The organism is Paraburkholderia sp., from assembly GCF_028283785.1.
GTDB lineage: Bacteria > Pseudomonadota > Gammaproteobacteria > Burkholderiales > Burkholderiaceae > Paraburkholderia.
Map to the genome: position 1 here is coordinate 364365 of NZ_JAPWKB010000013.1, position 25967 is coordinate 390331.

The 25967-nt window shown below is 61.2% G+C and carries 22 protein-coding genes; 3 read left to right on the forward strand and 19 right to left on the reverse strand.

Annotated elements, in window-relative coordinates; translation table 11 throughout:
- Position 1: 1 nt before the first annotated feature.
- The 13 genes from PW947_RS15660 to PW947_RS15720 form a co-directional block, all read right to left on the reverse strand.
- Positions 2–1600 carry a GMC family oxidoreductase gene (locus tag PW947_RS15660; protein WP_299633242.1) on the reverse strand — a complete coding sequence of 533 codons (1599 nt, stop codon included), beginning with the start codon at positions 1598–1600 and terminating at the stop codon, positions 2–4.
- Entirely contained in the window at positions 1593–2210 is a 618-nt protein-coding gene (locus tag PW947_RS15665; RefSeq protein ID WP_299633243.1) for a sugar dehydrogenase complex small subunit, read from the reverse strand. The genes PW947_RS15660 and PW947_RS15665 overlap by 8 nt, the downstream gene beginning before the upstream one ends.
- A 47-nt stretch (positions 2211–2257) precedes the next feature.
- Positions 2258–3448, reverse strand: coding sequence for a porin (locus PW947_RS15670; protein WP_299633329.1), 1191 nt, complete (start codon positions 3446–3448; stop codon positions 2258–2260).
- 240 nt (positions 3449–3688) lie between these two features.
- Positions 3689–3928 (reverse strand): hypothetical protein, encoded by a 240-nt coding sequence (locus PW947_RS15675; RefSeq protein WP_299633244.1) that lies wholly within the window; start codon positions 3926–3928, stop codon positions 3689–3691.
- 181 nt (positions 3929–4109) lie between these two features.
- On the reverse strand, positions 4110–4832 hold the full coding sequence (locus PW947_RS15680) for a GntR family transcriptional regulator (RefSeq protein ID WP_299633245.1): 723 nt from the start codon (positions 4830–4832) through the stop codon (positions 4110–4112).
- A 103-nt stretch (positions 4833–4935) separates the two neighbouring features.
- Entirely contained in the window at positions 4936–5709 is a 774-nt protein-coding gene (locus PW947_RS15685; RefSeq protein ID WP_299633246.1) for an Asp/Glu racemase, read from the reverse strand.
- Positions 5706–6950, reverse strand: coding sequence for a D-amino acid dehydrogenase (locus PW947_RS15690; protein ID WP_299633247.1), 1245 nt, complete (start codon positions 6948–6950; stop codon positions 5706–5708). Before PW947_RS15690 ends, PW947_RS15685 begins: the two co-directional genes overlap by 4 nt.
- Before the next feature lie 9 nt (positions 6951–6959).
- Positions 6960–7307, reverse strand: a complete 348-nt coding sequence (locus tag PW947_RS15695; protein WP_299633248.1) for a RidA family protein — start codon at positions 7305–7307, stop codon at positions 6960–6962.
- A 52-nt stretch (positions 7308–7359) separates the two neighbouring features.
- On the reverse strand, positions 7360–8079 hold the full coding sequence (locus PW947_RS15700) for an ABC transporter ATP-binding protein (RefSeq protein ID WP_299633330.1): 720 nt from the start codon (positions 8077–8079) through the stop codon (positions 7360–7362).
- On the reverse strand, positions 8079–8861 hold the full coding sequence (locus PW947_RS15705; protein WP_299633249.1) for an ABC transporter ATP-binding protein: 783 nt from the start codon (positions 8859–8861) through the stop codon (positions 8079–8081). Before PW947_RS15705 ends, PW947_RS15700 begins: the two co-directional genes overlap by 1 nt.
- On the reverse strand, positions 8858–9745 hold the full coding sequence (locus PW947_RS15710; RefSeq protein ID WP_299633250.1) for a branched-chain amino acid ABC transporter permease: 888 nt from the start codon (positions 9743–9745) through the stop codon (positions 8858–8860). The genes PW947_RS15705 and PW947_RS15710 overlap by 4 nt, the downstream gene beginning before the upstream one ends.
- A complete protein-coding gene (locus PW947_RS15715) occupies positions 9738–10631 on the reverse strand; it encodes a branched-chain amino acid ABC transporter permease (protein ID WP_299633251.1) in 894 nt (297 codons plus the stop codon). The genes PW947_RS15710 and PW947_RS15715 overlap by 8 nt, the downstream gene beginning before the upstream one ends.
- Positions 10632–10654: 23 nt before the next feature.
- On the reverse strand, positions 10655–11749 hold the full coding sequence (locus PW947_RS15720; RefSeq protein WP_299633252.1) for an ABC transporter substrate-binding protein: 1095 nt from the start codon (positions 11747–11749) through the stop codon (positions 10655–10657).
- A 284-nt stretch (positions 11750–12033) separates the two neighbouring features.
- Between PW947_RS15720 and PW947_RS15725 the strand changes: the two genes are divergently transcribed.
- Together PW947_RS15725 and PW947_RS15730 are read left to right on the forward strand one after the other, a co-directional pair.
- Positions 12034–13419 (forward strand): MFS transporter, encoded by a 1386-nt coding sequence (locus PW947_RS15725; RefSeq protein ID WP_299633253.1) that lies wholly within the window; start codon positions 12034–12036, stop codon positions 13417–13419.
- Between the two features lie 153 nt (positions 13420–13572).
- Complete coding sequence (locus tag PW947_RS15730) at positions 13573–16101, forward strand: ATP-binding protein (RefSeq protein WP_299633254.1); 2529 nt, start codon at positions 13573–13575, stop codon at positions 16099–16101.
- A 63-nt stretch (positions 16102–16164) separates the two neighbouring features.
- On the opposite strand, the gene PW947_RS15735 is transcribed toward PW947_RS15730, so the two are convergent.
- The 3 genes from PW947_RS15735 to PW947_RS15745 all read right to left on the reverse strand — a co-directional run bounded on the left by PW947_RS15735 (position 16165) and on the right by PW947_RS15745 (position 20527).
- Positions 16165–17250, reverse strand: a complete 1086-nt coding sequence (locus tag PW947_RS15735; protein ID WP_299633255.1) for a porin — start codon at positions 17248–17250, stop codon at positions 16165–16167.
- 244 nt (positions 17251–17494) lie between these two features.
- Positions 17495–19060, reverse strand: coding sequence for a carboxylesterase family protein (locus tag PW947_RS15740; RefSeq protein WP_299633256.1), 1566 nt, complete (start codon positions 19058–19060; stop codon positions 17495–17497).
- Between the two features lie 174 nt (positions 19061–19234).
- Positions 19235–20527, reverse strand: coding sequence for an MFS transporter (locus PW947_RS15745; RefSeq protein ID WP_299633257.1), 1293 nt, complete (start codon positions 20525–20527; stop codon positions 19235–19237).
- Between PW947_RS15745 and PW947_RS15750 the strand changes: the two genes are divergently transcribed.
- Complete coding sequence (locus PW947_RS15750) at positions 20512–21558, forward strand: TetR/AcrR family transcriptional regulator (RefSeq protein WP_299633258.1); 1047 nt, start codon at positions 20512–20514, stop codon at positions 21556–21558. The genes PW947_RS15745 and PW947_RS15750 overlap by 16 nt on opposite strands.
- An 85-nt stretch (positions 21559–21643) precedes the next feature.
- Here the strand turns inward: PW947_RS15750 and PW947_RS15755 are convergent, their stop codons facing one another.
- From PW947_RS15755 to PW947_RS15765, 3 genes are all read right to left on the reverse strand, one after another.
- Positions 21644–22786 (reverse strand): hypothetical protein, encoded by a 1143-nt coding sequence (locus PW947_RS15755; RefSeq protein ID WP_299633259.1) that lies wholly within the window; start codon positions 22784–22786, stop codon positions 21644–21646.
- A gap of 316 nt (positions 22787–23102) precedes the next feature.
- Complete coding sequence (locus PW947_RS15760) at positions 23103–24530, reverse strand: aldehyde dehydrogenase family protein (protein ID WP_299633260.1); 1428 nt, start codon at positions 24528–24530, stop codon at positions 23103–23105.
- Between the two features lie 171 nt (positions 24531–24701).
- Positions 24702–25838, reverse strand: a complete 1137-nt coding sequence (locus tag PW947_RS15765; protein ID WP_299633261.1) for an AraC family transcriptional regulator — start codon at positions 25836–25838, stop codon at positions 24702–24704.
- Positions 25839–25967: the final 129 nt, after the last annotated feature.

Consider the following 25967-nt stretch of genomic DNA (forward strand, 5'->3'; position numbering starts at 1 on the left):
GTCATGCGTTCGCGTGAATGTGGTCGGCCGAGCGAAGTGCGAGCGCGACGGCGGTGAGCGTCGAGTTGACCGTCGCGGCAGTCGGCATCACGCCGGTGCTCGCGATATACAGGTTCTCGTGTTCGTGGGTGCGTCCGAACGCATCGACCACCGAATCCTTCGGATCGTGGCCCATGCTCATGGTCCCGGTGATGTGCTGGTTGTTGCCGTAAATGCCGTCCGGGCTATAGCGCAGGTTCGTGCCGCCCATCAGGCTGGCGATCCGCGTGTAGTCGTCGCGCGCGGCGGCCATGCCCTTGTGCACGTAATCGCTCATCGCGTAATGCACTTCGGGCTTCGCGATCCCGAACGCATCCTTCTTGCTGCTCAGCACCACGCGGTTATTCGGGTCCGGCAGGATTTCCAGCACGTTTTTCAGGCTGCACTGGCGGGCTGCGTGATAGCGGATCTGCTGCTCCAGTTCCGCGCCGTAGACGCCCTTCGCGATCAGCGCCTGGGTGACGGAGAACACCTGCGACGAGTTCGAGATGTCGATCCGGTAGGCGGCATGCTCCGAGCGGAACGCACCGTCGCGCAACGTGTTGATCGAACTCGGGCTCATCGGGCCGCGACCCGGCCACAGTTCTTCGTCGGCGTCGAAGGTCAGGCTGTTGCTCGGGTGATCCATCAGATGACGGCCGACCATGTCGTTGCTGTTGGCCAGGCCGTTCTTGTACTTATCGCTCGCCGACAGCAGCAACAGCTTCGGACTTTCGATACCGTTCGCTGCCAGGATAAACGTCTTGCCCGTCACGCGATGCGAGACCTTGTCCGGATCGTAGTAATGCACGGCGACAATCCGGCCGCGCTCGTCGTGTTCGATCCGATACACGACCGCGTTGGCGATCAGCGTCGCGCCGGCCTGTTCGGCGGCGTCGGCGGCGAGGCCGCCGTGATATTGCGCGTCGATCGGGCAGATCGGCATGCAGTTATTGTTGCCGCAGCACGCGGGCCGGCCGTCGTAATTGCGGCTGTTGCGCGCTGTCGTGTTGGTGACGACCTGATAGCCGCCCGGCGCGAGGCGCTCGCGAAAGCGTTGCTCCAGAAACGACTCGGCCACCGGTTGCATCGGGAACGGCTTGTTGCGCGGCGAACCCGTGTTGGGTGCGCCGGACACGCCCATCTTGACTTCGGCTTCGTAGTAGAAGGGTTCGAGGTCTTCGTAAGCGACCGGCCAGTCGCGGCCCACGTCGTAGAGTGTTTTCAGGCGCAGGTCGTTCGGCAGTACGCGCCACGCTTGTGCTGCCCAGTGCCACGTCGTGCCGCCGACCATGCGGATGTACTCGGCCTTGTACGGATACGGGCCGGCCTGGACCAGATAGTCGTTATCGACCGGCTGGTAGACCGGATGAGGCGCCCACGCCGAAGGCGGGTAGGGCGACATGAAGTCGTTCTTGCGCGGCGAGTTGCGGAAGTTCGACACGATATGGCCGCGATCGACGCGCGGGCCCGCTTCGAGAATGAGTACCGATGCGCCTTGCGACACGAGACGATGCGCGGCGAGCGAGCCGACGATCCCCGAGCCGATCACGACGATGTCGGCAGATAGCTGGTCAGACATGCTGGGTCCTTGAGGTGGTCGAAGGCGCTTGCGCGGCCGAGGTTGTCGCGGCAACCGGTGTCGCCGATGTCATGGCGACCAGCGGATTGCGGCCCCAGCTGCCGTACGGTCCGTACGCGTAGCTGGGCGGCTTCAGACGGTCGGCGACGACCACGTTCATCAGACTGGTTTCATAGGTCACGCAATGCGCGGCGACGCCCGAGCCGGCCACGCCGACATACCAGGCAATCGCGATCACACCCGGCAGCTTCGCGAACGGCGCTTTGGCGGCATCGAGCGAGGCCTGCAGCTGCTGCGCGGTCGAGCCATTGCTGGCGACAAACGCAGCCAGCGCGCTCAATTGCTCTGAAAATCCCGGCACGGCGGTCACGAGCGCCGCGTACAGGCGGTTGGCTTGCGATGCGTCGAGCGTGGCGCGGCCGGTGATCAGACGCGACACCTGCACGAACGCGTCGGGCGCGACGGCGGGTGCGGCGGCGCCGGTCTGCGCGTTTGCGCTCGACCAGGGAATGAACGAACTCGCGTAGCTCGCCAGAATGGCGCTGAGCACGAGGCGGCGACCTGGATCGGGCGCACGGTGGCCCTGATCGGGCTCGGGGGACGGGGTCATTTTTATGATCCTGATTATTTTTAATGCGGGTAAATAGCGTGACCGGCTCAGAACTGGTGGTTGATCCCCACCGTCATGCCGAACTGGTTGCGCGACGAAGCGGCGGACTGTTCGCCGATACTCGGCGTCGCGCTGACGATCTTGCCGTTGTCCAGCGTGTCGCCGTTCGCGCGCTGATACGCTTCGAGCACATACAGCTTGGTGCGCTTCGACAGGTTGTAGAGCTCGGTCAGATTGATCTGGTGATAGCTCGCAGTATCGGTGATGCCGTTGGCGCGCGTCGCCCGGGTGTACGAATAGCCCGCCGCCAGATCCCAGTTCAGGGCCGGGCGGTAGTGCAGCACTGCGCCGCCGGTATTGAAGATCGCGGTCGAGAAACCGGATGCCGAGCCGCCGATGTATTGCACGTTGGAGTAGGTCGCCGAGACGTCCCACGCCTGATTGAACTGGTAACCTGCCGCGACGGCGAGCCGCTGTTGCGCGGAGGCGTTCTGGTAGCCGTTGGTGATGCTCGATTCGCCCTGAACGCCCGTGCCGGAGTAGGCCGTCGAACTGGCGCTCCATGCGCCGCCGCCGCTGGTCGCGTTGTTGAAGCGCTCGAAGCCCACCGCGATACCGGCCGGTCCTGCGATATATTGCCCGGCGACACTCCATGACGATCCGGCGTTGAATGCGCCCGCCACGCCGCCCATTGCGTACATCGCGCCTGCGGTAAAGCCGGCGATGGTCGGCGATTTATAGACGACGGCGTTGTTCACGCGATAGTCGGTGTCGAGATTGTCGAGGTCGCCCGGATGCGCGCCGAATGCGCCGGTCAGCCAGTTGGTCGGGCTGTAGGGCGCGAGCATCGTGTAATACGGCGTGTACTGGCGGCCGAGCGTGACCGTGCCGTACGTCTTGTCGGCGAGGCCGACCCACGAAGCGCGGTTGAACATCAGCCCTGACTTCGACATCGCGCCGGTGTCGACGTTGAAGCCTTCTTCGAGCTGAAAGATCGCGCGGGTGCCGCCGCCGAGATCCTCGCTGCCTCTGAGGCCGAAGCGTTCGCCGCCCCATACGCCCTCGACCAGCTTGACGACCGAATGGCCGCCCGATGTCGCGCCGGTGGACGGCGCCTGGCTGCTCAGATAGCCGATTCCCGTATCGACGATCCCGTAGAGGGAGACGCTGCTTTGCGCATGGGCATCGAATACGACGAGGCTGAGTCCGACCGTCAGAGCCGCTTTATATGTCACGATTGAAGTTCTCCGCTTCGTGTTGTGCTTGTTCGTACCGGCGCGCGCCGTGTCGGCCGGTTTTGTCCGGCGTCGTCCGGATGACCGTTTTGATGCAGGTTATTGCGTAATCGTCTGATACGTTGTCATACAACATATCGATTACCAAAACTGGATAAACTCAAATAATGAGATTACAAGGTGATTACAACGTTGATTGATCTCATTACCTAGGTAATAACCCGCATCATATCTTGCGTGACGTCAGACGACTACGGGTTCCAATAAAAAGACTATTGCGCAGAACGGAGAAGTGACTTGCACGCGGACGGGTGACTGCGCAGCGCAAATTGGGGTATTGCGGGGCGGGCAGGTTTTGAAGTCGGGCCGTCGGTTGACGATGATGTCGCCGAGTTGTTTCAACGGCTGATTACGATTGATGCGTTGTCTACGCTGTGCTGAAACGGGTTTGGCCGACGCATCGACCGGCTTGAGTTCGTGCATGCTGATCGTGATGGAGCCTCGTCCGTTCAGGGTCTGGCTTCGGCCTAACTGAGATGCCGCCGCATGTCAGCGTTCAAAAAAACACGACATCTGAACTTTGGACTAACAAATAAAAAGTCGCTAATTTATGTTATGTTAAATAACGCATACGCCACCGCACGACACCTTCCCCCAGCCTCACTCACCGCGAAAACAACCTCACCACACCCGCCTCAACCACCTTCGTGATTTCTTCCATCCGCCACGTGATGTGCGTCTCCACCAGCGCCCGGCATCGCGCGACATCCCGTGATTCGATCGCGTCGAGTATCTCCAGATGCTCGGCGAACGCATCGTGGCCGCGCTCCTCGAGATCGATCCAGCGCACGAAGTGAATCCGCGCGTTGATGCTGTACATCGAGCGCACCATTTCGTTGTTGCCCGACAGCGCCACCAGTCGCACGTGAAACTCTTCGTCCTTCGCGACGAGGTCGTCGCTCGGCACTTTCACCTTGACCTTCAGCACGTCCTTCCAGAATTTGCGCAGCGCCTTGATGTCCTTGTCCGATGCGCGCTCGGTTGCCAGCACGACCGCTGCGGCCTCGATACTGCGGCGCAGTTCGTAAAGATCGAACACGTCCTGGCGGTCGAGTTCGCGCACGTAAAAGCCGCGGTTCGGCACGAAGCTCAACAGGTTTTCGGCGACGAGCCGGTTCAACGCCTCACGCAACGGCGTGCGGCTCACGTTCAACTGTTCCGATAGCTCCAGTTCGTTCACGCGCTCGCCGGGACGAATCGTGTAAAGCACCGCCATCTGCTTCAATTGCTCGTAAAGATCGTTGACGGTCAGTCCCGCGCGTTTCGGCGCGACCGTCTCGCGCACGCGCGGACGGTCGTCGCGAATCAGGGAAGAATAACGGGCCATGTCTCCGGATACCTCTGTTTTAATAGAAACAGACCGCTATGTTACCGCGCGGCCAAGCATGCGCCGACCTGCTCAAAATAGCGTGCATCGCGGCAGCGCTGCATCACACCGTGAACAGACGCCCGAGATCCGGTAACACATCGTCAATGCCCGCGAGCCGCAACGCGTGCCACGCCATCGCGTGATTGCTCGACGTGACCGGCTTGCCGAGCGTGGACTCGATTTGCGCGACCGCTTCGGCGATCCGCAAGCTGGTGCACGACACGAACACCGCTTCGACGTCCGGTTGATTGCCGACCGCCTCGACCGCATGCCGCAACGAGTCCTCGTCGATGCGCGCCACTTCGTTATCGTTCGCATGTTCGAACGAGCCCATCGCGACCACGTCGATACCGCGTGCGCCCAGATACGCTGCCATCGATTCGTTGATCTCGCGCACGTACGGCGTCAGCAATCCGATCCGCGTCACGCCCAGCGCGTTGAACGCGACGCGCGCGGCGGTGATCGGTGTCGTGCACGCCGCCCGTGGCCGCACTTCGCGAATCCGCTCGAACACGCGCTCCTCGCCGATCACCATCGACGCCGACGTGCAACCGAACGCCACCACGTCGATCCGCTCGCCCGGCCGGATCAACGCGACGCCATCGGCAATCCGCCCTTCCATTTCCGCGAGCGTTTCCGGCGAAATATCCGCCGAGTTGAATACGCGACTCTCGAAGAACGCCACGCCGTCGAGTGCGAGCAGCTTGCGCCATTCGTGCTCGATCGTGTGATCCGTCGCGAGCACGACGAGACCGATCGCGGCACGCGCGGCCACGCCCTGATCGAGTGAAAACGGCAGTTTCACGTAGCGGGCAGTCTGAACAGGTGTATTCATGAGAGCGTCAATCCTGTGATGTCGAGCTCGGGTTTGCGTTGCTGGATGATGTCGGTGACCACGCGTGCCGTGCCGCATGACATCGTCCAGCCCATGTGACCGTGTCCCGTGTTCAGAAAGAAATTCCGGTGCCGCGTCGCGCCGATGATCGGCGTGCCTTCCGGGGTCATCGGACGCAAGCCCGCCCAATACGAAGGACGCGTGTAGTCCGCGCCATTCGGAAACAGGTCGCGCGCGGCCTGCAACATGTGCGTGAAATCGGCGGGCGTGTGGTGCGTATCGAAGCCGGCGAACTCCGCTGTCGCGGTGAATCGCAGCCGGTTGCCAAAGCGCGCCCATGCCGTCAGATTGTTTTCGTCGACGCCGCCGAGATCGGGCGGCGTATGTCCCGCCTCGACCGGCAGCGTCACCGAATAGCCTTTCACCGGATACACGGGCAAGCGGTATCCCAGGCTCTTCGCGACGAACGGCGAGAACGAACCCAATGCGAGCACGTAGCGATCCGCGCTTAGTCGTCCGCGTGAAGTCTCGACGTAATCGACCCGATCGGCGCTCGCCGACAGATGCAGGATGTCGGTCTGAAACTGGAACTTGACACCCAGCGCAACGCATCGTGCGTAGAGTGCTTTCGTGAAAAGATGCGCGTCGCCGCTCTCGTCGCTCGGACAAAAAATCGAACCCGCGATCTTGTCGCCGGACGCCGCCAACGCCCCTTCCCGCTCGATCGTCGCCGCACGGTCCAGGGTTTCGAGCGGCAAACCGTTTTCGGCGAGTATCGACATGTTCGCGACGCCGCGCTCGAACGATGCGTCATCTCGATACACATACAACAGCCCTTTGCTGATGCGGTCGTATTCGAGGCGCTCGGCTGCGGTCACGGCTTGCAGTTGCGCTTGTGCGTAACGGCAGAGCCGTACCTTGCGCGATGTATTGAGCCGCGATTTTTCTGCCGTGCAATTTTGCAGGAACTGCCAGCACCACGCCCACATCCGCCAGTCGGGATGCAGCTTCAGCCGCAATGCCTGACCTTCGGTATAAAGCGACCTGAGCATGATTTTCGGTGCGCGCGGCGACGCCCACGTGTATGAATGCCCCGGCGCCACGAGACCGGCATTCGCGAAACTGGTTTCAAGCGCGACGCCGGGCTGCCGATCGATCACCGTGACGTCTTCCCCCGCTTTCGCCAGAAAATACGCCGTCGTCACACCGACGATGCCGCCGCCCAATACGATCGTCTTCATCGACGCCTCCTAGATCGCGGCAATCACGGCGATTTCCACGGTGTATTGGGGAAACGCGAGCTTCGATTCGACGCAGGCGCGCGCGGGCGCATGTTCTTTCGGCACCCATGCATCCCATACCTCGTTCATGTCGGCAAAACTCGCGGCGTCCGCGAGCCAGATGTTCGCCGACAGAATCTTCGTCTTGTCCGAACCGGCTTCTGCCAGCAATGCATCGATCTTCGCGAGAATTTGTGCCGTCTGCCCTTTGACGTCGAGCGACGTATCGCTTGCAACCTGCCCCGCCATAAAACCGAAATTGCCGAACACTACCAGTTGACTCATCCGCGGGCCGGGTTGGAATCGTTGAATCTGCATGGACTTCTCGCTCCTGTTTCAAAGGTTGAATAACGCTGCAACGGAATTACACTCAGGCGGCACGGCCGCCGAGATAGAGATTTCGCATGTCGTCGCTGGCGAGCAGTTCGCTGGATTGGCCTTCGAGCGCGACCTCGCCCATCGCGAGTACGTAGGCGCGATCGGCGATACGGAGTGCTTCGACCGCGTTCTGCTCGACCATCACCACGGCGATATGCGCGGTGTCTCGCGTGCGAAGGATGGCGTCGAATACATCGCCGACCATCTTCGGCGACAGCCCCGCCGACGGCTCGTCGAGCAGCAGAAGACGCGGACGCGGCATCAACGCGCGCGCCAGCGACAACAGTTGCCGTTCGCCGCCGGACAAACCGCCCGCGGCCGACGTGTGGCGTTTCGCCAGCACCGGATAGCTTTCGCAGAGTTCGTCGATACGCGCGTCGCGTTCGCGCACGCTCAGAAACTGCCCGCCGAGCAGCAGGTTCTCGCGGACCGTCAGCGATGTGAACACGTTGTCCGTTTGCGGCACGAAACCCACGCCGGATTCGCGGATTTTCCGGTAGACAGGTACGCGCGAAACGTCATGACCGGCCAGCACGATGCGCCCTTCCCGCGGCGTCAGAAAACCAGCCATCGTTTTGAGCAACGTAGATTTTCCGCACCCGTTCGGGCCGAGAATCGTGACGATTTCAGTCGGACCGACCTGCATCGAGATGCCGCGCAGAATATCGACGTCTTTCGTATAACCGGCTGTCACATGGTCGAGCTCGAGCATCATGCCCCCGCAAAACGTTGCGCCTGACGCGATCCGCCCAGATACGCTTCGAGTACGCGCTCGCTCTGCGCGAGTTCGTCCGGTGCGCAGTTCGCGATCATGTTGCCGCGATCCAGCACCACGCAGCGGCTGCATAGATCGCGGATGAAATGCATGTCGTGTTCGACGACGATCAGCGTGACGCCCTGCGCATGGATCCGCTTCAATTGCGCGACCAGATCGTTGCGAAGGTTCGGATGAACACCGGCCGTCGGCTCGTCGAGAAGCAGCAGGCGCGGCTCGCTCATCATCGCGCATGCAATGCTCAGCAACTTCTTTTGACCGCCCGATATCGACGCGGCAGGCAAGTGCGCCACCCGCGTCAGCAGCAGCTCGTCGAGCAGGCGCTCCGCGCGTTCGCGCGTCTGCATTTCGAGCCGCCGCACGGACGCAGGACGGATCAGCGAATCGAGCGGTCCATGACGTGCGATCGATGCTGCCATCGCGACGTCGCGCACGGTCATCCGTGACGGCATCGCCGGAAGCTGGAACGTGCGACACACGCCCATCCGCGAAATCGCATACGCGTCGCGAGTGTGGATGGGCACGCCATCGAACAGGATTTCGCCGTCGTCGGACGGCGTAAAGCCGCTGATGACATTGAGCAACGTGCTCTTGCCCGACCCGTTCGGACCGAGCAGGCCGACGATCTCGCCCGCGTTCACATGCAGGTCGAGATCGTGCAGCACGGTGTTGCCGCCGAATGCCTTCGCGATCTGCCTGACTTCGAGAAGCGCGTTCATTGCGCACCTCCGATACGTTCGGGCAAGAGACCGTGCGGCCGCCAGATCAGACACGCGAGCAGCAGCAGACCGACCGCGCCGAGCCGCACCGCGCCCGCCATATCGCTGCCGATGCCGAGCGCATCTTTCAGGAACGGCACGGACGAATAGACGATCTGCACGACCAGCGCACCGCAGATCACGCCAAGACCGTTACCGATGCCGCCGATCATCACGATGGTCCAGATCAGAAAGGTTTCCGACGACAGCATCGAATCCGGTCCCACGAAACTGATGTAATACGTCAGCAACGCGCCGGCCAACGCGGCCGGCACTGCCGCCGCAATCGACGCCTGTGTCTTCAGCGCGATCAGTTCGTAACCGAAGCAGGTCGCAAGCAACGGTTGCTCGCGCATCAATTTCAGCGCCCGTCCAAAGCGGCCGTCCGCGAGTCGCCGGCTGGCGACGTAACAGAGCGCGACGGCAACCGCGACCACGCCGAGAAAGGCCAGGTCCGACGCGATTCCGTCGAGGTGCGGAAACAGCGCGCCGATGCCGCCGATGCCCTGTGCGCCGCCCGTCAACCAGCCTTCGTTCAACGCGACCGTGCGCAGGATTTCCGCGAGCGCAAGCGTGGCGATGCCCCAGTAATCGGACGCGAGATTGCGGCCGAGCCGCGCCATCACGAAGCCGAGCAACGACGCGCAGACAATCGCCAGAACGACGCCGAGCATCACCGGCAAGCCGGCGTTCGCGGCAATCGCAGCGGCGTAGGCGCCCACGCCGACATACGCGACGAAACCGAAATTGACGAGTCCGGCATAGCCCGCCTGCAGATTCAGCCCGAGTCCCATCAACGCGTAGATGCCCGCGATCGTCACCAGATGAATCACGAAACTAGACACGACGCACCTCCCGGTCGAACAGCCCGTACGGGCGGACCAGCAACGCCAGCAACAGGATCGCGAACGACGCCGCGCCGATATACGTGACCGGCAAAAACACCAGCTGACGCCCGAACAGAAAGCCGAAGTCGATATTCGTCACGAAGGTCTCCGCGAGCGCGATCAGCAACGCACCCGCTGCCGCGCCGAGCGGATTGCCGAGACCGCCGAGAATCGCCGCCGCGAATACGGGCAGCAGCAGTCCGTTGCCAAGGTTCAGATGGACGTCTTCGCTCAGGCCGAGCATCGTGCCGCCGAGCGCCGCGAGCGCGCCGCTGGCGAACGTGATGATCGCGGTGACGCGGGTTGCGTCGATGCCGGTTGCGAGCGCCAGCGGACGGTTCGACGACAGCGCGCGCATCGAGCGGCCGAGGTTGGTGCGGAACAGCAAGGTGCCGAACAGCAGCAAGGTCGCGGCGCCGCAGCCGATCGACGCGAGTTGTCCGGTCGACACCGGCATACCCGCGATCATCCACGGCGGTGCGACCTCGAACGCGTAGTGCTGCGGCCGCGAACCCTCGACGGCAAGCACGAACGCGATCAGGATCATCGATACCGCCAGCGATCCGATCATCGCGTTCGCGCTTCCGCGCAACAGCAGCCGCGAAAACACCAGCGCGTTGAGCAGTACCGCCATGACGCCGAGCAGCACGCACGACACGGCAAGCGCGAGCCCGAACGGCATGCCTGCGCGCTGGCACCACAAGGTCACGAACGCGCCGAGCATCGCGTACTGCACATGCGCGATATTCGGAAAGCGTACGAGCGAATACAACGTCGATACGCCCACCGACACCAACAGCAGATCGGCGGTGCGTATCAGCACGTCGAGCAGGAATTGAAGCATCGCGGTCACCGTTATCGTTGTCGTTAGCGCGCGGTGACGGTCTTGTCGAACTTCACTTTTTCGTACGGCTGCTGTTCGCGCTGGCCGTCGGCATCGAACGCGATCACGCCGGTGGCGCCGTCGTAGGATTTGCCGACTTGCGACATCGCCGAGCGGACCTTTTGAGGATCGGCGGATTGCGCCTTGTCGATCGCCGCGGCCGACAGCATCACCGCGTCGTACGCATAACTGCCGAACGACGATTTGACCGGCTGTTTATAGGCCTTTTGATACGCGTCTTCGTAGAACTTGCCATTGCTGCCCACCGACGCCACTTCGATTCCCAACTGGCCTTGCGCGATTTGCGGCGGCGTATCGCTGGTGCACATCGTCAGATAGATGCCGTACCAGGGCGTCTTGTTCAAACCGAGTTCGTACGCTTCACGATTGATCGTCGCCGCTTCCTGTCCGTACGCGCTGTAGACGAAGCCGTCGGGCGCGGCACGGCTCATCTGCTGCAACTCGCGGCGATACGTGGATTGGCCTTCCGTGTACAGCACCTGCGAGACGACCGTGCCGCCCAGCGCGACGAACTGCTTGCTGAATTCCGCCGCGATGCCCTGCCCGTACGAATTGTTCGGCACGATGATCGCGACCTTGCGCATCTTCAGATTGAACATGTCTTGCGCGGCGAAGCGCGCGGACAGATCGTCCAGTCCGATCACGCTGTACGAGCCCGAACCCACGTTGCGCACCGCCGGACTCGACGATCCGATATTGACGTGGACGTCCCCCTGTTTGACGACGTATTGCGCCATCGGAATCGTAATGCCCGACGAGAATTCACCGAGCACCACCGGCACCTTGCCGACGCTGACGAGCTTGCGGGCCGCGTCGAGCGCGGTGTTCGCGGTGCCGCCCGAATCTTCGATTTCCGCGTTCAGCTTCTGCCCCATCACGCCGCCTTTCGCGTTGATCTGCGCGACCGCGAGCTCGATGCCGCGGCGTTGATCCTCGCCGATCGACGCGCTTGATCCGGTCAACGGCAACACCGCGCCGATATTGATTTCCGCCTTGACGACGCTCGCGGATGCAAGCGCCAGCACAGCAACGACGAACTGCCAACGATCAATCTTCATGTCGACCCCGAACGGAACGGTTGAGAGAAATTTCACTGCTTCATGCCCACACAAGTGTCGACACTAATGCGTAAAAAAATAAGTTGCAACGCAAAATTATTGCGTACCGATTTTGCGAATGTCCCTTTATTAACGGGCTTTTCGGCGTGTTTTTGCCAATGCGCCAAGCTGGTGCGACGCACCATTTCTCATTTTTTTCGCTCGCTTCGCTGCGATTTTTAGGCTAATTTCTGCGCTGTAAACGGCGTTGCCCTGCGTCCCGACTCTTATCCGGCCACCTCGAAATGGACACTTCCACGGACACCCCGCGCGACACCCATCACAGTCGCGCAAGCCCGCATCGGCTGGTCACGCTGGTCGCAGTGGCGGTCGGATTCATCATGGCGATGCTCGACGTCACCATCGTCAACGTCGCGCTGAAGACGATGCAAACCAGCCTGTCGATGTCGCTCACCGCACTGGTCTGGGTCGTCGATGCGTACACGCTGAGCTTCGCCGCGCTGCTGCTGTTCGGCGGTGCCTGCGCGAACCGCGTTGGTGCAAAGCGCATCTATCTATGCGGACTGGCGATTTTCGTGGTCGCATCTTTGCTGTGCGGCGTGTCGCTGAACGCGGCGATGCTGTTGTTCGCGCGGCTGCTGCAAGGCGTCGGCGCTGCGCTGTTCATGCCGAGTTCGCTGAGCTTGCTGACCGAGGCGTTTCCCGTTGGGCCGACGCGCACGAAAATGATCGGCATCTGGGGCGCGCTGGTGTCGGCCGCGATGGCGCTCGGTCCGCTATGCGGCGGCGTGCTGATCGCGAGCTTCGGCTGGCGCAGCATCTTCCTCGTCAATCTGCCGATCGGCGTGGCCGGACTGTGGCTGGCCAGACGCTGTATCGCGGAGTCGCCGCGCGTGCCGCGCCGGTTGAACGCGATGGGTCACGTGTTTGGCGTGATCGGACTCGGCGCACTCAGCTACGCGTTGATCGAAGGACCGGCGACGGGCTGGACCGCGCCGGTGATCGTCGCGTGCATCGGCGTGGCGCTGCTGTCCGCGTGTGCGTTTATCGTGCGGGAACGTCACGCACAGGAACGGATCTTTCCTTTGTCGCTGATCGCCGAACGGCAGTTTTCCGGCGGCACGCTGGTCGGTCTGTTGATCAACTTCGCGGTGTTCGCGGAAATTTTCCAGCTCAGCCTGTTCCTTCAGCACGTCAGGAATGCATCGCCGTTGCAGGTCGGATTGCAGCTTTCGCCGCTGATGGCTTTGTTCGCCGTCGGCAATCTGTCGTCGGCGCGTGTGAGCGCGCGGTTCGGTGCGCGCCGCGCATTGCTCGGCGGCCTGTCGGTCGCCACGCTCGCGTCGCTGTCGCTCTTTTATCTTCCCGCGATGCCGTTCGCGATGATCGCGTGTCTCGTCGGCGTCGCCAATCTCGGCGCGGGCGAGGCCATTCCCGCGATGAATCTCGCGGTGATGCAGGCCGCCGGCGCGCAGCATTCGAATATCGCGGCGGCCACCCTCAATGCGAGCCGGCAGATCGGCTCCTTACTCGGCGTGGCGGTCATGTCGATCATTCTTCAGGCGACGGTCAGCATGGTGCGTGCGGCATCGGTCAGCTTCATCGTGATCGCGCTGGCGTTTCTGCTCAGCGCGCTGGTCGTGTTGCGCACGTTCCGCCCGCTTCCGTAGACAAGTAGACAACTCGCCGCGCACGTGTCCGCCGAAACCCACGGTTCTGCGACCGCGACCGCGCCGTATGTTATGTTTGACGCGCGCCGCGTCCATCGTATGGCGGCCAGCCACGTGTGGCGTCAAAATGAGCAACGAAGAAGAATTTGCCGGATGAACAACCCCCTGAATGTCGAAAGTCGCCGCATCGCCGCACTCGCGCGGTATGACGTGCTGGACACACCACGCGAACAAGCCTTTGACGAAATCGCAAGCCTCGCCGCGGCACTCTGCGGCGCGCCGATCGCGGTGGTGAATTTCATCGGGGATGGCCGTCAGTTTTTCAAGGCGGAAGTCGGACTCGGCGTGCGCGAAACGCCGCTCGAAACATCGTTCTGCACGAAGGCGTTGCTCGAAGAAGAATTTCTGCTGGTTCCCGATGCCACCGCCGATCCCCGCTTTAACTGCAACCCGCTCGTCACCGGCGAGCCGCATCTGCGCTTTTATGCCGGCGCGCTGCTGAAAACCGACGAAGGATTGCCGATCGGCACGCTCTGCGTGCTCGACTACGAACCGAGAAGCCTCAACCCACTTCAGGAACAGGCGTTACGCGTGCTCGCACGTCAAACCATGGCCGCGCTGGAACTGCGTCACGCGGCAAAGTCCGCCGAGGATGAACGGACGCGCTACCACGCACTGTTCAACGCGATCGACGACGGCTTCTGCATCATCGAATTCTTCGACGGTCCGCACGGACCGCTTAGCGACTACGTTCACGTGGAAGCGAATCCGGGCTACGAACGGCACACCGGTATTTCCGGCGTGGTAGGACAGACCCTGCGGGAGATCGACCCGACCGAAGCGGACCGTTGGATCGAGCTGTACGGCAGCGTGTTGCGCACCGGCGTACCGGCCCGCTTCGAGCGGTATTTCCTGACCGCCGGACGTCATATCGAAGTCTCGGCCGCGCGCGTCGAACCGCAAAGCTTGCGACGGGTCTCGGTGCTGTTTCGCGATATCTCCGCACGCAAGAAAGCGGACGCGGCACTGCGTTCGAGCGAAGCGCTCGCCCGCGAAAATAGCGAGCGTGTGCAGTTGGCGCTCGCGGCGGGCGCGATTATCGGCACATGGTTCTGGGACCTGCCCAACGACCGTTTCACCGTCGACGAAGCGTTCGCGCATGTGTTCGGCCTCGACCCCGCGCAAGGCCGCGAGGGCCTCAGCCTCGAACAGGTGATCGCGAACGTTCACCCCGACGACCGCACCGGCCTCACCACCGCCATCAGCGAAGTGATTGCGCGTGGCGGGCACTATGCGCATCAATATCGCGTGCGTCGTGCGGACGGACGATATTACTGGATCGAAGCGAACGGTCGCGTCGATCACGGACCGGACGGCACGCCGCTGAGCTTTCCAGGCGTGCTGCTGGATGTCGAAAAGCGTCGTGCCGTCGAAGAAGAACGGGATCGCGCGGCGTCATCGCTAAGGGCGCTCAACGAAACGCTCGAACAACGCGTGACCGAGCGCAGCGCAGAACTGATGCGGGCCGAAGAGCAACTGCGGCAGTCACAGAAAATGGAAGCAGTCGGCCAACTCACCGGCGGTCTCGCTCATGATTTCAATAACCTGCTGGCCGGCGTATCGGGCTCGCTGCAATTGCTCAGCATCCGGATGAGCCAGGGCCGCCTCGCCGACGTCGACAAATACGTGGTGGCCGCGCAAGGCGCAGTCCGTCGTGCGGCAGCGCTGACGCATCGGTTGCTGGCTTTCTCGCGTCGTCAAACGCTCGACCCGCGACCCACCGACGTCAATGCACTCGTCAACGGCATGACCGATCTGGTGCAGCGCACCGTCGGACCCGGCATCAAGGTCGAGGCAGTCGGCGCGGCCAGTCTCTGGCCCGCGCTGGTCGATCCAGGCCAGCTTGAAAACGCGCTTCTGAATCTGTGCATCAACGCGCGCGATGCGATGCCCAACGGCGGCCGTATCACGATCGAGACCGCCAACAAGTGGATCGATCGCAGCGCGGCCCATAGCCACGATATGCCCGAAGGCCAGTATCTGTCGTTATGCGTCACGGATACCGGAACCGGCATGACGCCCGACGTGATCGCAAAAGCATTCGACCCGTTCTTTACCACCAAGCCGATCGGCATGGGTACGGGGCTCGGTCTGTCGATGATCTACGGCTTCGCCAAACAGTCCGGCGGACAGGTGCGGATCTACTCGGAAGTTGCTCAGGGAACGACCGTCTGCATCTATTTGCCGCGCTTTTACGGCGGCATCGATGGCGACGACACCGATCACGTCGCCTCGCCGATCTCCGGCAGCGAAGCAGGCGAAACGGTTCTCGTCGTGGACGATGAACCGAGCGTGCGGATGCTGATCACCGACGTGCTCGAAGAGCTCGGTTACACGGTGATCGAAGCGGCGGACAGCGTGGCGGGTCTGAAGCTGTTGCAGTCGAATGTCCGGATCGACCTTCTCGTCAGCGACGTCGGTCTTCCCGGCGGGATGAACGGCCGTCAGATGGCGGATGCGGCGAGACAGACGCGGCCCGACCTGAAAGTGCTGTTCATCACCGGCTATGCGGAGAATTCCGTGATCGGCAACGGTCACCTCGAACCCGGCATGCAAGTGATGACCAAGCCCTTCGCGCTGGAAACGTTCGCCGATCGCGTCCGGCAAATGGTGGACGGCTGATTGCGCACCGTGCATCGTGCATGCGATGCGTGCCGGGAATGCACGCATTCCCGGCACGCATGATTAGAAGTTATGGATCAGACCCACGCGTGCCAGCGCCTGTTTATCCGTGCTCGAACGACCGATCTGCGATATCGATGCAACCGTTCCGGCGCCCGTGGCCTTCTGATAGCCGACATCGAAATAGACCCGCGTTCTTTTGGAAAACAGATACGACACGCTTGCGTACGACGAATACCAGCGTGACTGGTCGAGCCGGTCAACCGCTTCCATAAACGCAAACAGCAAGTCCGGCCGGGCGAGATACGTCACCCCGGCTCGCAATACCTGATCGGTCGAGCTTTGCGCGTCGAGCGTGAAACGGGTGTTCGTATACATTGCCATCGCAGTCAACGCGCCGAACTTATACGAAGCGCCCGCCGCATAGATTCTTCGCTGATCCACATACACGGTGGGACCGCTATTGGTGTTCACGCCCATAAAAACAGGCACGCCAATCGACGACGTGGACACCGGCGATCCATTGATATTGGTGGTGATGACCGCAGCGCTGAGTGGACCGCTTTCGTACTGAAGCATCAAACTGTACGACCGCCCGAGGTTGGTCGAGCCGGTTGCGTTTTGTCCGAAGCCATACATCGCGCCGAACGTCAGGCCCGCGTAGTTGCGGCTCTTGTACTGGACGGTATTGCTCAGATGATCGCCTGCCGCGCGATCGAGATCCGCGTTTTCGACCACATAGATTCCGCACTCCAGACACGCCAGATAGCGAACCATATTCGCGCCGAAGTCGTACTGGCGTCCGAACGTAAGCTGTCCGAGCTTGCTGTCTCGAATCCCCACATAGGTATCGGTAAAGAACGCGCTTCCGGCGATTGCGCCCGTGTTGAGCGCAAAGTAGTTTTCGAGCCGGAAGATCGCTTGTCTGCCGCCGCCTAGATCTTCAGCGCCTTGAATGCCGAAGAAATTGTTTCGTTGAATGCCGTCAGTCGCGGCAATTTTCGAGTGCCCCCCGCGATCGCTCACATAGGTTAGCCCTGAATCGATGATGCCGAACATCTGAACCGATGACTGGGCTCGCGCGACATTGGCCGAAAGCCCGGCGCCCGTTGCGGCCACCAACACCAGTAGCCATTTCCATCTAGACATAAGATTTCTCCAAACCGTGTGGATATTTGATTTACTTATTAGGATGACTACTAACCTGGTACGAAGAACCGGACCGATTTATTCTGGTTTCCACGCTTTGCTATCCGGTTGTCCGACACGCTTACTACGGTGATGCAGCGTTGTGTTCACGCTCACGGAATCCACATGACGTGATGCAGATTCCGTGAGGCTTCATGCTTCAAGATCCAAAGCAACGCAGACAAGGTCGATGGGCCACGCGACGTTATAGAAAGTCGCCGATCAAGCCGCTTTCCACGAGAAAGCGAATTGCATCGAGTCGTGGAATCGCGCCCATGTAAGGGACTTCGTCGAGATGCATCGTCTGTTCATCGTTGCCGGAGAAACGCGACCATGACGTGAGTCCGGGTCCGTTCGGCGTCCCCGTTTTTGCGAAATGAATCCAGTACTGCTGCATCAACGCCACCAGACGATGGTCGCCTTCCGTCCACGGACGCGTGAGCGCGTGCAGCGTGCCGAACACATACGGGTACTCGGCGCTATGGAATACACCGAGCTTTTCCGCCGGTGCAGCTTCCGCATACGCCTGGTCGTCGGAGAACGGTTGAGGATGTTCGAAGTGATAGAGATAGACCGGCGCGTCGGTCCGGGTCGCATGCGCGCACGCGGCTTTCCAGACGCCTGCGGCCGCCAGCGCGTCGCCATTGATCCGTCGGCCGGAATCGCTTGCCTGGTCGTCGGTGTCGGCAGGATAGTGGCTCAATGCCCGTGCTGCCGATCCACCGAATCGCTTCGCCAGCGCGGCCTTGAATGTCGCCGCATCCGGATAGCAGGGAAATACCGAGCCTTCGTCGCGTGTCCATCCGGCCAGCATCGGCACAGGCATCTGGCGTCCAGCGGCGAACACGGTATCGACGGATTCGGGCATCACCCAGCCATCCACCGACGGCCACATCATCGGACGCGTACCCTTCGACACGTTGACGATATCGGCGGCCGGCAGCGCGCGCAGTTCCGCAAGCGTCGCGACGCCGGCGCGCGCCATGAAGTCGATCCCCTGCTGCTCCGCTTCGGCGCGCGGCATCATCGGCATAAACGCAACGCTCTGGACGATCGCACGATCGAACAGCCCTGTTGCGAGCGGCGACGCCATCAAATTGGCGATACTCGCTCCACCCGCCGATTGTCCGAACACGGTCACCGATTGCGGATCGCCGCCGAATACCGCGATATTTCGCCGGACCCACTTGAGTGCCGCGATCTGGTCCATCAATCCATAGTTGCCCGACGCCGCGTGTTCCGACTCGTCGGTCAAAGCCGGATGCGTAAGAAAGCCAAATGCATTCACCCGATAATTCAGCGTGACCAGAATCACGCCGCGCGTGTGCAAATCGCCTTGCACGAACGTCGCATTCGTCCCCGATCCGACCTGAAACGCACCGCCGTGAATCCAGACCATCACCGGCAGCTTCGCGAGATTCACCGCTGCGTCGGCGTGAGCATCGAGTGGCGCGAAGACGTTCAGATACAGACAGTCTTCGCTGGTCGCTTGCTGGCCTGCATACTCAAGGAAGATCGAGCCGTCAGGCCGCGCCGGTTGCGCGCACATCGGTGCGAAGGTATCGGCGATACGCACACCGTCCCACGCCACGACAGGTTGCGGCGGACGCCAGCGCAATGCACCGAGCGGCGACGCCGCATACGGAATGCCACGAAACGCGATGCACGATGCCGCTTCATCGACGATGCCCGCGATCGATCCGCCGTCCACTTGCACGCTTCGATCGGCAAGCGCTGTCTGGGTCACGGAGCGGGTTGAATGAATGGTCAATTTGAATGTCCTCGAGTCGAACGTGAGAACCGCGCGTTTTGCGGCACATCACGTCGGATAAAGCGGAAAAACTGCGTGCAACGGACGTGCGTCGTCCTGCACGTGCCCGAGATGCAGCACGCGTCGTGAACCATGCAATCCAGTGATAGAAGAAGTGTTCCGGCTAGTCCGTCGTCAGGTTGGACACGACCGGGTGCGGGCAGCACACGCGCTACCGAGCTGATCTAAGGGCACGTTGTGCGTTTCCCGCGCGGTGAGGGCCGCGAGGGTGGCGACGATCGCCGCCGCGCTGACGAGTTCCGCAACCGGCACCCAGCCGTTCGGCCCACTCTTGAGTAAGGCCGCGCCGAGCGTCGGCGCAAAACCGCCGAGCGTTATGCCGATCTGCGAGCCGATCGCGACACCCGACAACCGCACACGTGTCGCAAACATCTCGCCCGAAAACGACGGCCATACGGCGTTGGACGCACTGTAGAAAACGCTCATCACGACGAACCCGAACACGCACGCCAGCAGGACATCGCCGTGTGAAATCGCCCAGAACGTCGGCCACAGAAACGCCGCGCTGCCCAGTGTGCCGACCGCGAAGACGGGCCTGCGTCCGATGCGGTCCGAAACCATTCCCCACAGCGGCACGACGGCGAGACTCACGACATTCATCGCGACGAACAGCAACAGCATTCGCGTCCTCGGTATGTGCATGTCGTTGACCGCGTACGAGAGCAGGAACACGCTGAAGATGCTCGACACCACCGAATACAGCGCGCCGAAGACAACCCGGAACACATCCGGCGTTTGTGTCCGGAATAGTTCGGCAACAGGCGCATCGGGCGACGCATGGCGACTGACTTCCGCCTCGAATACCGGTGTTTCGGGAAGCCGGCGGCGAACCCACAAGCCCGCGCTGATCACTACCGCGCTCAGCAGGAACGGGATGCGCCATCCCCAGGACAGCAACGCCTGATCCGGCAGCGCGGAGAGCGGCAGAAACGCCAGCGTCGCAAGAACGAAACCCATCGACGTCCCGCTCAGCGAGAAGCTGCTGACGAAGCCGCGCCGGTTGTCCGGCGCGTGTTCGAGTGCCAGCGATGTCGCGCCGGCCTGCTCGCCGGACGCCGACAAGCCTTGCAGCAGACGAAGACACACGAGAAGAATCGGCGACGCGATGCCGATCTGGCTATACGTCGGCAACAGGCCGATCAGGAACGTCGAGAGACCCATCAGCAATAGCGTCGACGTCAGAATCCGCTTGCGACCGAACTTGTCGCCGATATGCCCCATGAAAAAAGCGCCGAGCGGACGCGCGACGTAGCCGACACCAAAGGTCGCAAACGCCGCGACGGTGCTCAACTTCGGATCGCCGGCCGGAAAGAACACCTTCCCGAACACCAGTGCGGCCGCCATCGCATAGATAAAAAAGTCGTAGTACTCGAGCGCACTACCGATCCAGCTTGAAAAAGCCGCCATTCGAGGCGCGCGAGCGCTTCCGGTTACGACGTTGGAACAAGGATCCACGTGCTATCTCCATGAGGTCTGTCTGTGTAGTATGCGGCAAATGTACTATCCAGTACGTTTCTTTTCGAATCCGTGTAAACACCAATGCGGATCGAATGCAGCACCCTTTCGACGACGACGCCGGGACGTACAATGGTGAGAAGAAAGAGAGGGACGAGAACGGCCGACGCGCGATCACGCGCAATGTTTTAGACTTTTTTATACTGCCGTCGCGTGGTCGCGTGGTCGCGTTCGTATCGCGCTGCCCTTGCGTGGGCGTCAAGCGCGATCCAGTCACATTCAGCACACGAAAACCAAACGTAATGAAACAGCGCACATCGCCATCGCGTTCGTCGTCTGGGGAGACGAGCACCACCGGGGCAACACGCCCTTACGACTCCGCGCAATCGCTCGCGGATATCCTCGAAGTCGCCACTAAAGAGTTCGCGGACAAAGGCCTCAGCGGTGCGCGCGTCGACGAGATCGCCGCACTGACGCGCGCTAGCAAGCGCATGATCTACTACCACTTCGGCAGCAAGGAAGCGCTTTATCTTGCGGTTCTGGAGCGGGCATTTCAGGCGCAGGCCACCAGTGAAGATGCGCTCCTTCTGGACGATCTGACGCCTGACGAAGCGCTCAGAAAACTGGTTGGATTCAGCTACGACTATCACCAGGAACACGTATCGTTCGTCCGGCTGGTGATGAGTGAGAACGAACGACGGGGCGAGTTATTCGCGCAGGGCGACTTTATCGGCCGGTTGAATCTGTCCGTGAAAGACAGGTTGCGTAGCGTGTACGAAGCAGGTGTGGCCGCAGGCACGTTCAGGTCCGGTATCAATCCGGTCGATCTGCGCATGTCGATCGCGGCGCTGTGTTTTTATCCGGTGTCGAACCGCCACACGTTCTCGCTGCTGTTCAACCACGACATGCAATCGCCCGCGGCAGTGCAGGCGCGTCGCGACAGCGTGATCGACATGGTGATGCGTTTCGTACTCGCGCTTTGATCGACTTGCCGCCATCGCGGCGGATTGCCGTGACCGGGCGGCGGGAATGCCCGGTTTGAACAGCGCTGCGTCGAGCGCGCACGCGCTAGTGAATCATCTTCCTCACGAGCGCGCTGAATCCGCGTAGAAACCCGGTCGCACGCCATGACGTGCTGCTATAAACGCGGCCCAACTCCGACCGCAACGATTCGATTCGCTCTTCGAGACGGGCGGAGATAATCGCCATCTCAGCCGTGGCGAACGATAATTCAGCCGGACTGACATTCAGGTCGGCCGCGTTTTGGCTGTCATGCGAATTCACGGCCCAGTTATCCAGCGCGCCGGGTTCCATGAATTCCAGTTCGAGCGCGCGGTTATCGTCGTTGAACAGTTCGCTGATCCGGATCATATCGTCGTGCGACAGGATTTCCGAAATCCTCGGGCCTTCCAGCCCGGATATTTCCGCCAGCTTGCCGCGCGCACGACAATACAGTTGCCATTCGACGCTGCTGCTGCATTCCTCGAAGACGGGAATGTGCTGATTGGCCTGCCGGATCAATTCGATATGCTTGGCATTCAGGCTTTCATTCTTGTTGCTTTCGAAACTGAAGCCATACTGATGATCGATACCGATAATGGTCAGAAAGTCCTTCCTGATATCCCGCTGGATCAGCGAGTTGAAGTTTCTGACGATTATCTTGCCCGGCTCGAAAACGCCGGACCACAGTTTGACCAGCGCATAGTGATTGAAATACGGGTCTGCGCGCACGTCCTCGCTGTAGAAAAAGGGATCCCTGCGCCCGCACTGCACGCCGGTGTTGTACGACGAGGTCAGCATCTCGTATTGCGGCCGGACATACACCACCACATGCGTGTCGTAGGCCGACAGCGCCTCTTTCAGATAACGGATGTCGTTCGCGGATCGGAGCCGCGACGAAAAGTGCTCGGCGGAGAGAACCACATGGCCCGCTGTTCGCTCGATATCGGCCAGCAGGTCGTCGAATAGCGCATCACGCGGTTTGAAGTGCGTCTCCGGCAGATATTCCGGACAGGTTTTGGAGAAACACGCGGCAACTGGAAAGTGACCGGCCATCCGGCCGTCCGGACTGCGGAAGAAATAGCCTTTGTCCTGATCGCACAGAAAGGAAAACTGATGACGAACCAGGTTGGCCTCATTTGATTCGAGGAAGTGCTGCAGGGTCGTGGAACCTGTCTTTTCCGTTCCAATATGAATAAAAACCTTCTTCATTTCACTCCCTGATTCAAATCACTCGCCTCGCTTGCCCTCTCCGTATTTCTTGCAGATTTTTTCTACAGGATGTAATAATTTCCGTTTCAATCGGGAAGCCTGACTTACGCGTTCTTTTCAGTAGAGCGCATAGAGGCTTCGATAGAATCCGTTTGTATGATTTTATACATATTCAAAAAGAATAAGCAGCCCGGTTATCTTGCGAGAGATTACGAGAAATATAGTGTCGCTATCTCGCATCCAAATCCACAAAAAAGCCCGCTAAAAGCGGGCTTCCAGTCGTTTTATTCTTACCTGGCGTGGTGCGACCGGAATCTCAACCCGAGATCTCCGCCAACTTGTCCAGCGACGGCACCGCGCCTTCATTGGCCAGCAATGCCCGCTTTCTGACATAGCGCATGATGCTGGTCGCGCCGTAACGCGAACCACCCATCCCCGATTTCTTGAACGCGGTCTTTTCACCGGCAAACATCATCACGCGCGGCAATTCCGTGTCGTTGATGCTGACGCCGCCCGCTTCCATCTTCGTCGCGAAATCGCCGGCGGTATGCGTGTCCGGACCGAATACCGCGCCACTAAGACCGAACATCGAATCGTTCATCAGGAATTCCGCCTGCGCGTCGTCGCTGAAGCGCATGACCGGAACAACCGGGCCGAAGGTCTCTTCCGTCATCAGCGTCATCGTGTGATCGACTTCCGTGACGATGGTCGGATCGACCCACACCGCACCGTTGACGCGCTCGCTGTTGCCGCCCATCACGATTTGCGCACCCTTGCCGACGGCGTCCTGCAACTGCGCGTCGATCGTCGCGGCCTGCCGGTCGAAGATCATCGGGCCGTAGTGACCGCCGTCGCCGGCGACATGACTGCGACGCATGCCCGACGCCTGGCGGCACAACTCGGCAACCAGTGCGTCGTACAGCGACGCGTGCGCATACACGCGCTCGATCGCGTAGCAGACCTGCCCCGAGTTATAGAGCGCGCTGCGCAAAATGCTGGTCGCGGCGCGCTCGATATCGGAACCGGCCAGCACCACGGCCGCATCCTTGCCGCCCAGTTCGAGGAAGGCCGGAATGAATGCCTGCGCGGCCGCAGACGCGATCTTCTGACCGGTTGGCACGCTGCCCGTGAACACCACCGCATCGGATTGCGCGACCAGCGCGGCACCGGTCTCGGCACCGCCGGTCACCAGCGTGATGATGCCCTTCAGCGCGGGCACGGCCTCGATCGAACGACGCAACGGTTCGACGAAGCGCGGCGTGACTTCGCTCGGCTTGATGACCACGGCTGCACCCGCAACCAGCGCAGGAATCGCGTCGATGAACGACAGCACCAGCGGGAAATTCCACGGGCTGATCACGCCGACCACCGGATACGGCGCATACGTGACCTTGAACACCACATCGGGATGCGCGTCGAGCTTGCGAAACGGCGTGGCGAGTACTTCCGGCGCGGCGTCGCAGAAACCATGAATGAAGTGGATCACCGCGCCCAGTTCCTCGGCGGAAATGCGATGGCGAGCGGTATCGACGGACAGCGCGGCGACGATTTCGTCGCCGCACGATTCGAGTTGTTCGGCCCATGCCAGCAGCGCGGCGCTTCGGTGTTCCAGGCCGCCCGCCGACCACGCACGCTGGGCGACGCGTGCGTCGGCGATCACTGCGCCGATCTGTGCGGCGTCGGCGGATTCGATCGTGTAATCGGTCTCGCCCGTGCGAGGATTACGTACTGCGATGGACGTCATCGTGTTTCCTTTTCCGTGTAAGTCGCCCGTGCGATGACGGGCCGTATCATGCATCGCGAGCCATTTCATGCGCATGCATGCACGCATGCACAGGGCTCATACGACGATGCATCGATGCTAACAACGGAAAATCACGAAGGACACGCACCCGGAAACGATGCTGCCGATTTCCTATATCAAAGTGCGTCGTTCCAATCCATCGCGCGGTGCAATCGCAATCGCGGGATCGGCAGGCCCACGCGCGACACCTTCGGCACTGGCAGCCGGCACATGCGTGACCGGACTCGCAAGACGCCGCGCATCTTTCGGCGCAAAACCGAAATACTCCCTGAATGCAGCGGTAAAACTGGTTTGATGCTGATAACCGGCGGCGAGCGCGACCTGTCCGACCGGCAGCCGTTCGTCGACGAGCAGCCGCAGCGCATGATTCATCCGGCACCGATGTCCATATTCGAAAATCGTCATGCCGTACAGAAACTTGAAGCCGCGCTTGAGCTTCGATGCATTGGTCCCCACCGCGCGCGCCAGTTCCGGAATGGTCGGCGCAAGACGCAAATCGGCGACGATCATTTCGCGTGCGGCTTCGATCAGACGCAAGTCGCGCGCGGATAGCGTTTCATTCGGCTTGTCGACGTTCAGATGCGCCAGCCACATCTCGATGCATGCGCACAGAATCTCGGTGCACTTGCCTTCCAGATACAGCATTTGCCGCGCGCCACGATACGGCGACGCCAGCAACTGCTCGGCGATCTGCAATGCTTCGACGCTGAACGGCATCTGCCGGTTGTAGATCTGATCGTGTTCGATCGCCGCGAGCTCCGCGCGAATCCGGTCGGCTTCACCGCCCAGCGAACGCACCAGCCGGTCGAAATAACGTTGCGTCACGTACATGCTGACCGATTGCCACGGACCGGGCCCACAGGTCACCTGATAGCGCACGTCGCTGCCCTGACTGCATACCAGCAGATTCGGCGCATTCACATGCAGATGACCGGTATCGGAGAAATCGACGCTGGCCGGTCCCGACAACGAAAAGTGAAATTCGACGAACGACTCCGGCAACACGCTTTCCGAGCGGCTATGCGCATAGTTGCAATCGGACACCACGAGAAAGATCTCGTCGCGAATGCTCGCCATTTTCCAGAAGCCCTCTTCCGCTTCGCCCGGCACCGCGACGACCGCGCCGTACAGGCCGAATTCGGGCAGGCTCACACAATCGGGACGGGTGCGAAGCTGGTCGAATGCTTCGGTCAGACGGGCTTGCGGCCCGGCAAGCGAGGTGCGGAAAAGGCCAGGCGGACAGCTCATGTTCGGACGCTCCATGTTGATCGGCGTGGCGTCATGCCGGAGATAGTGGCTACCGGTCAGGCGGACTGCCTCGATGCATCCATCGACGCCATGCGCAGCACCGATTATCGGCCAGTCAAAAACCGGCCC

What these genes read in the sequence shown, in the direction of transcription:
- PW947_RS15660 (WP_299633242.1), bottom strand. Translation starts at nt 1,600, where the DNA reads ATGTCTGACCAGCTATCTGCCGACATCGTCGTGATCGGCTCGGGGATC.
- PW947_RS15665 (WP_299633243.1), bottom strand. Translation starts at nt 2,210, where the DNA reads ATGACCCCGTCCCCCGAGCCCGATCAGGGCCACCGTGCGCCCGATCCA.
- PW947_RS15675 (WP_299633244.1), bottom strand. Translation starts at nt 3,928, where the DNA reads ATGCACGAACTCAAGCCGGTCGATGCGTCGGCCAAACCCGTTTCAGCA.
- PW947_RS15680 (WP_299633245.1), bottom strand. Translation starts at nt 4,832, where the DNA reads ATGGCCCGTTATTCTTCCCTGATTCGCGACGACCGTCCGCGCGTGCGC.
- PW947_RS15685 (WP_299633246.1), bottom strand. Translation starts at nt 5,709, where the DNA reads ATGAATACACCTGTTCAGACTGCCCGCTACGTGAAACTGCCGTTTTCA.
- PW947_RS15690 (WP_299633247.1), bottom strand. Translation starts at nt 6,950, where the DNA reads ATGAAGACGATCGTATTGGGCGGCGGCATCGTCGGTGTGACGACGGCG.
- PW947_RS15695 (WP_299633248.1), bottom strand. Translation starts at nt 7,307, where the DNA reads ATGCAGATTCAACGATTCCAACCCGGCCCGCGGATGAGTCAACTGGTA.
- PW947_RS15700 (WP_299633330.1), bottom strand. Translation starts at nt 8,079, where the DNA reads ATGCTCGAGCTCGACCATGTGACAGCCGGTTATACGAAAGACGTCGAT.
- PW947_RS15705 (WP_299633249.1), bottom strand. Translation starts at nt 8,861, where the DNA reads ATGAACGCGCTTCTCGAAGTCAGGCAGATCGCGAAGGCATTCGGCGGC.
- PW947_RS15715 (WP_299633251.1), bottom strand. Translation starts at nt 10,631, where the DNA reads ATGCTTCAATTCCTGCTCGACGTGCTGATACGCACCGCCGATCTGCTG.
- PW947_RS15720 (WP_299633252.1), bottom strand. Translation starts at nt 11,749, where the DNA reads ATGAAGATTGATCGTTGGCAGTTCGTCGTTGCTGTGCTGGCGCTTGCA.
- PW947_RS15725 (WP_299633253.1), top strand. Translation starts at nt 12,034, where the DNA reads ATGGACACTTCCACGGACACCCCGCGCGACACCCATCACAGTCGCGCA.
- PW947_RS15730 (WP_299633254.1), top strand. Translation starts at nt 13,573, where the DNA reads ATGAACAACCCCCTGAATGTCGAAAGTCGCCGCATCGCCGCACTCGCG.
- PW947_RS15735 (WP_299633255.1), bottom strand. Translation starts at nt 17,250, where the DNA reads ATGTCTAGATGGAAATGGCTACTGGTGTTGGTGGCCGCAACGGGCGCC.
- PW947_RS15745 (WP_299633257.1), bottom strand. Translation starts at nt 20,527, where the DNA reads ATGGCGGCTTTTTCAAGCTGGATCGGTAGTGCGCTCGAGTACTACGAC.
- PW947_RS15755 (WP_299633259.1), bottom strand. Translation starts at nt 22,786, where the DNA reads ATGAAGAAGGTTTTTATTCATATTGGAACGGAAAAGACAGGTTCCACG.
- PW947_RS15760 (WP_299633260.1), bottom strand. Translation starts at nt 24,530, where the DNA reads ATGACGTCCATCGCAGTACGTAATCCTCGCACGGGCGAGACCGATTAC.
- PW947_RS15765 (WP_299633261.1), bottom strand. Translation starts at nt 25,838, where the DNA reads ATGAGCTGTCCGCCTGGCCTTTTCCGCACCTCGCTTGCCGGGCCGCAA.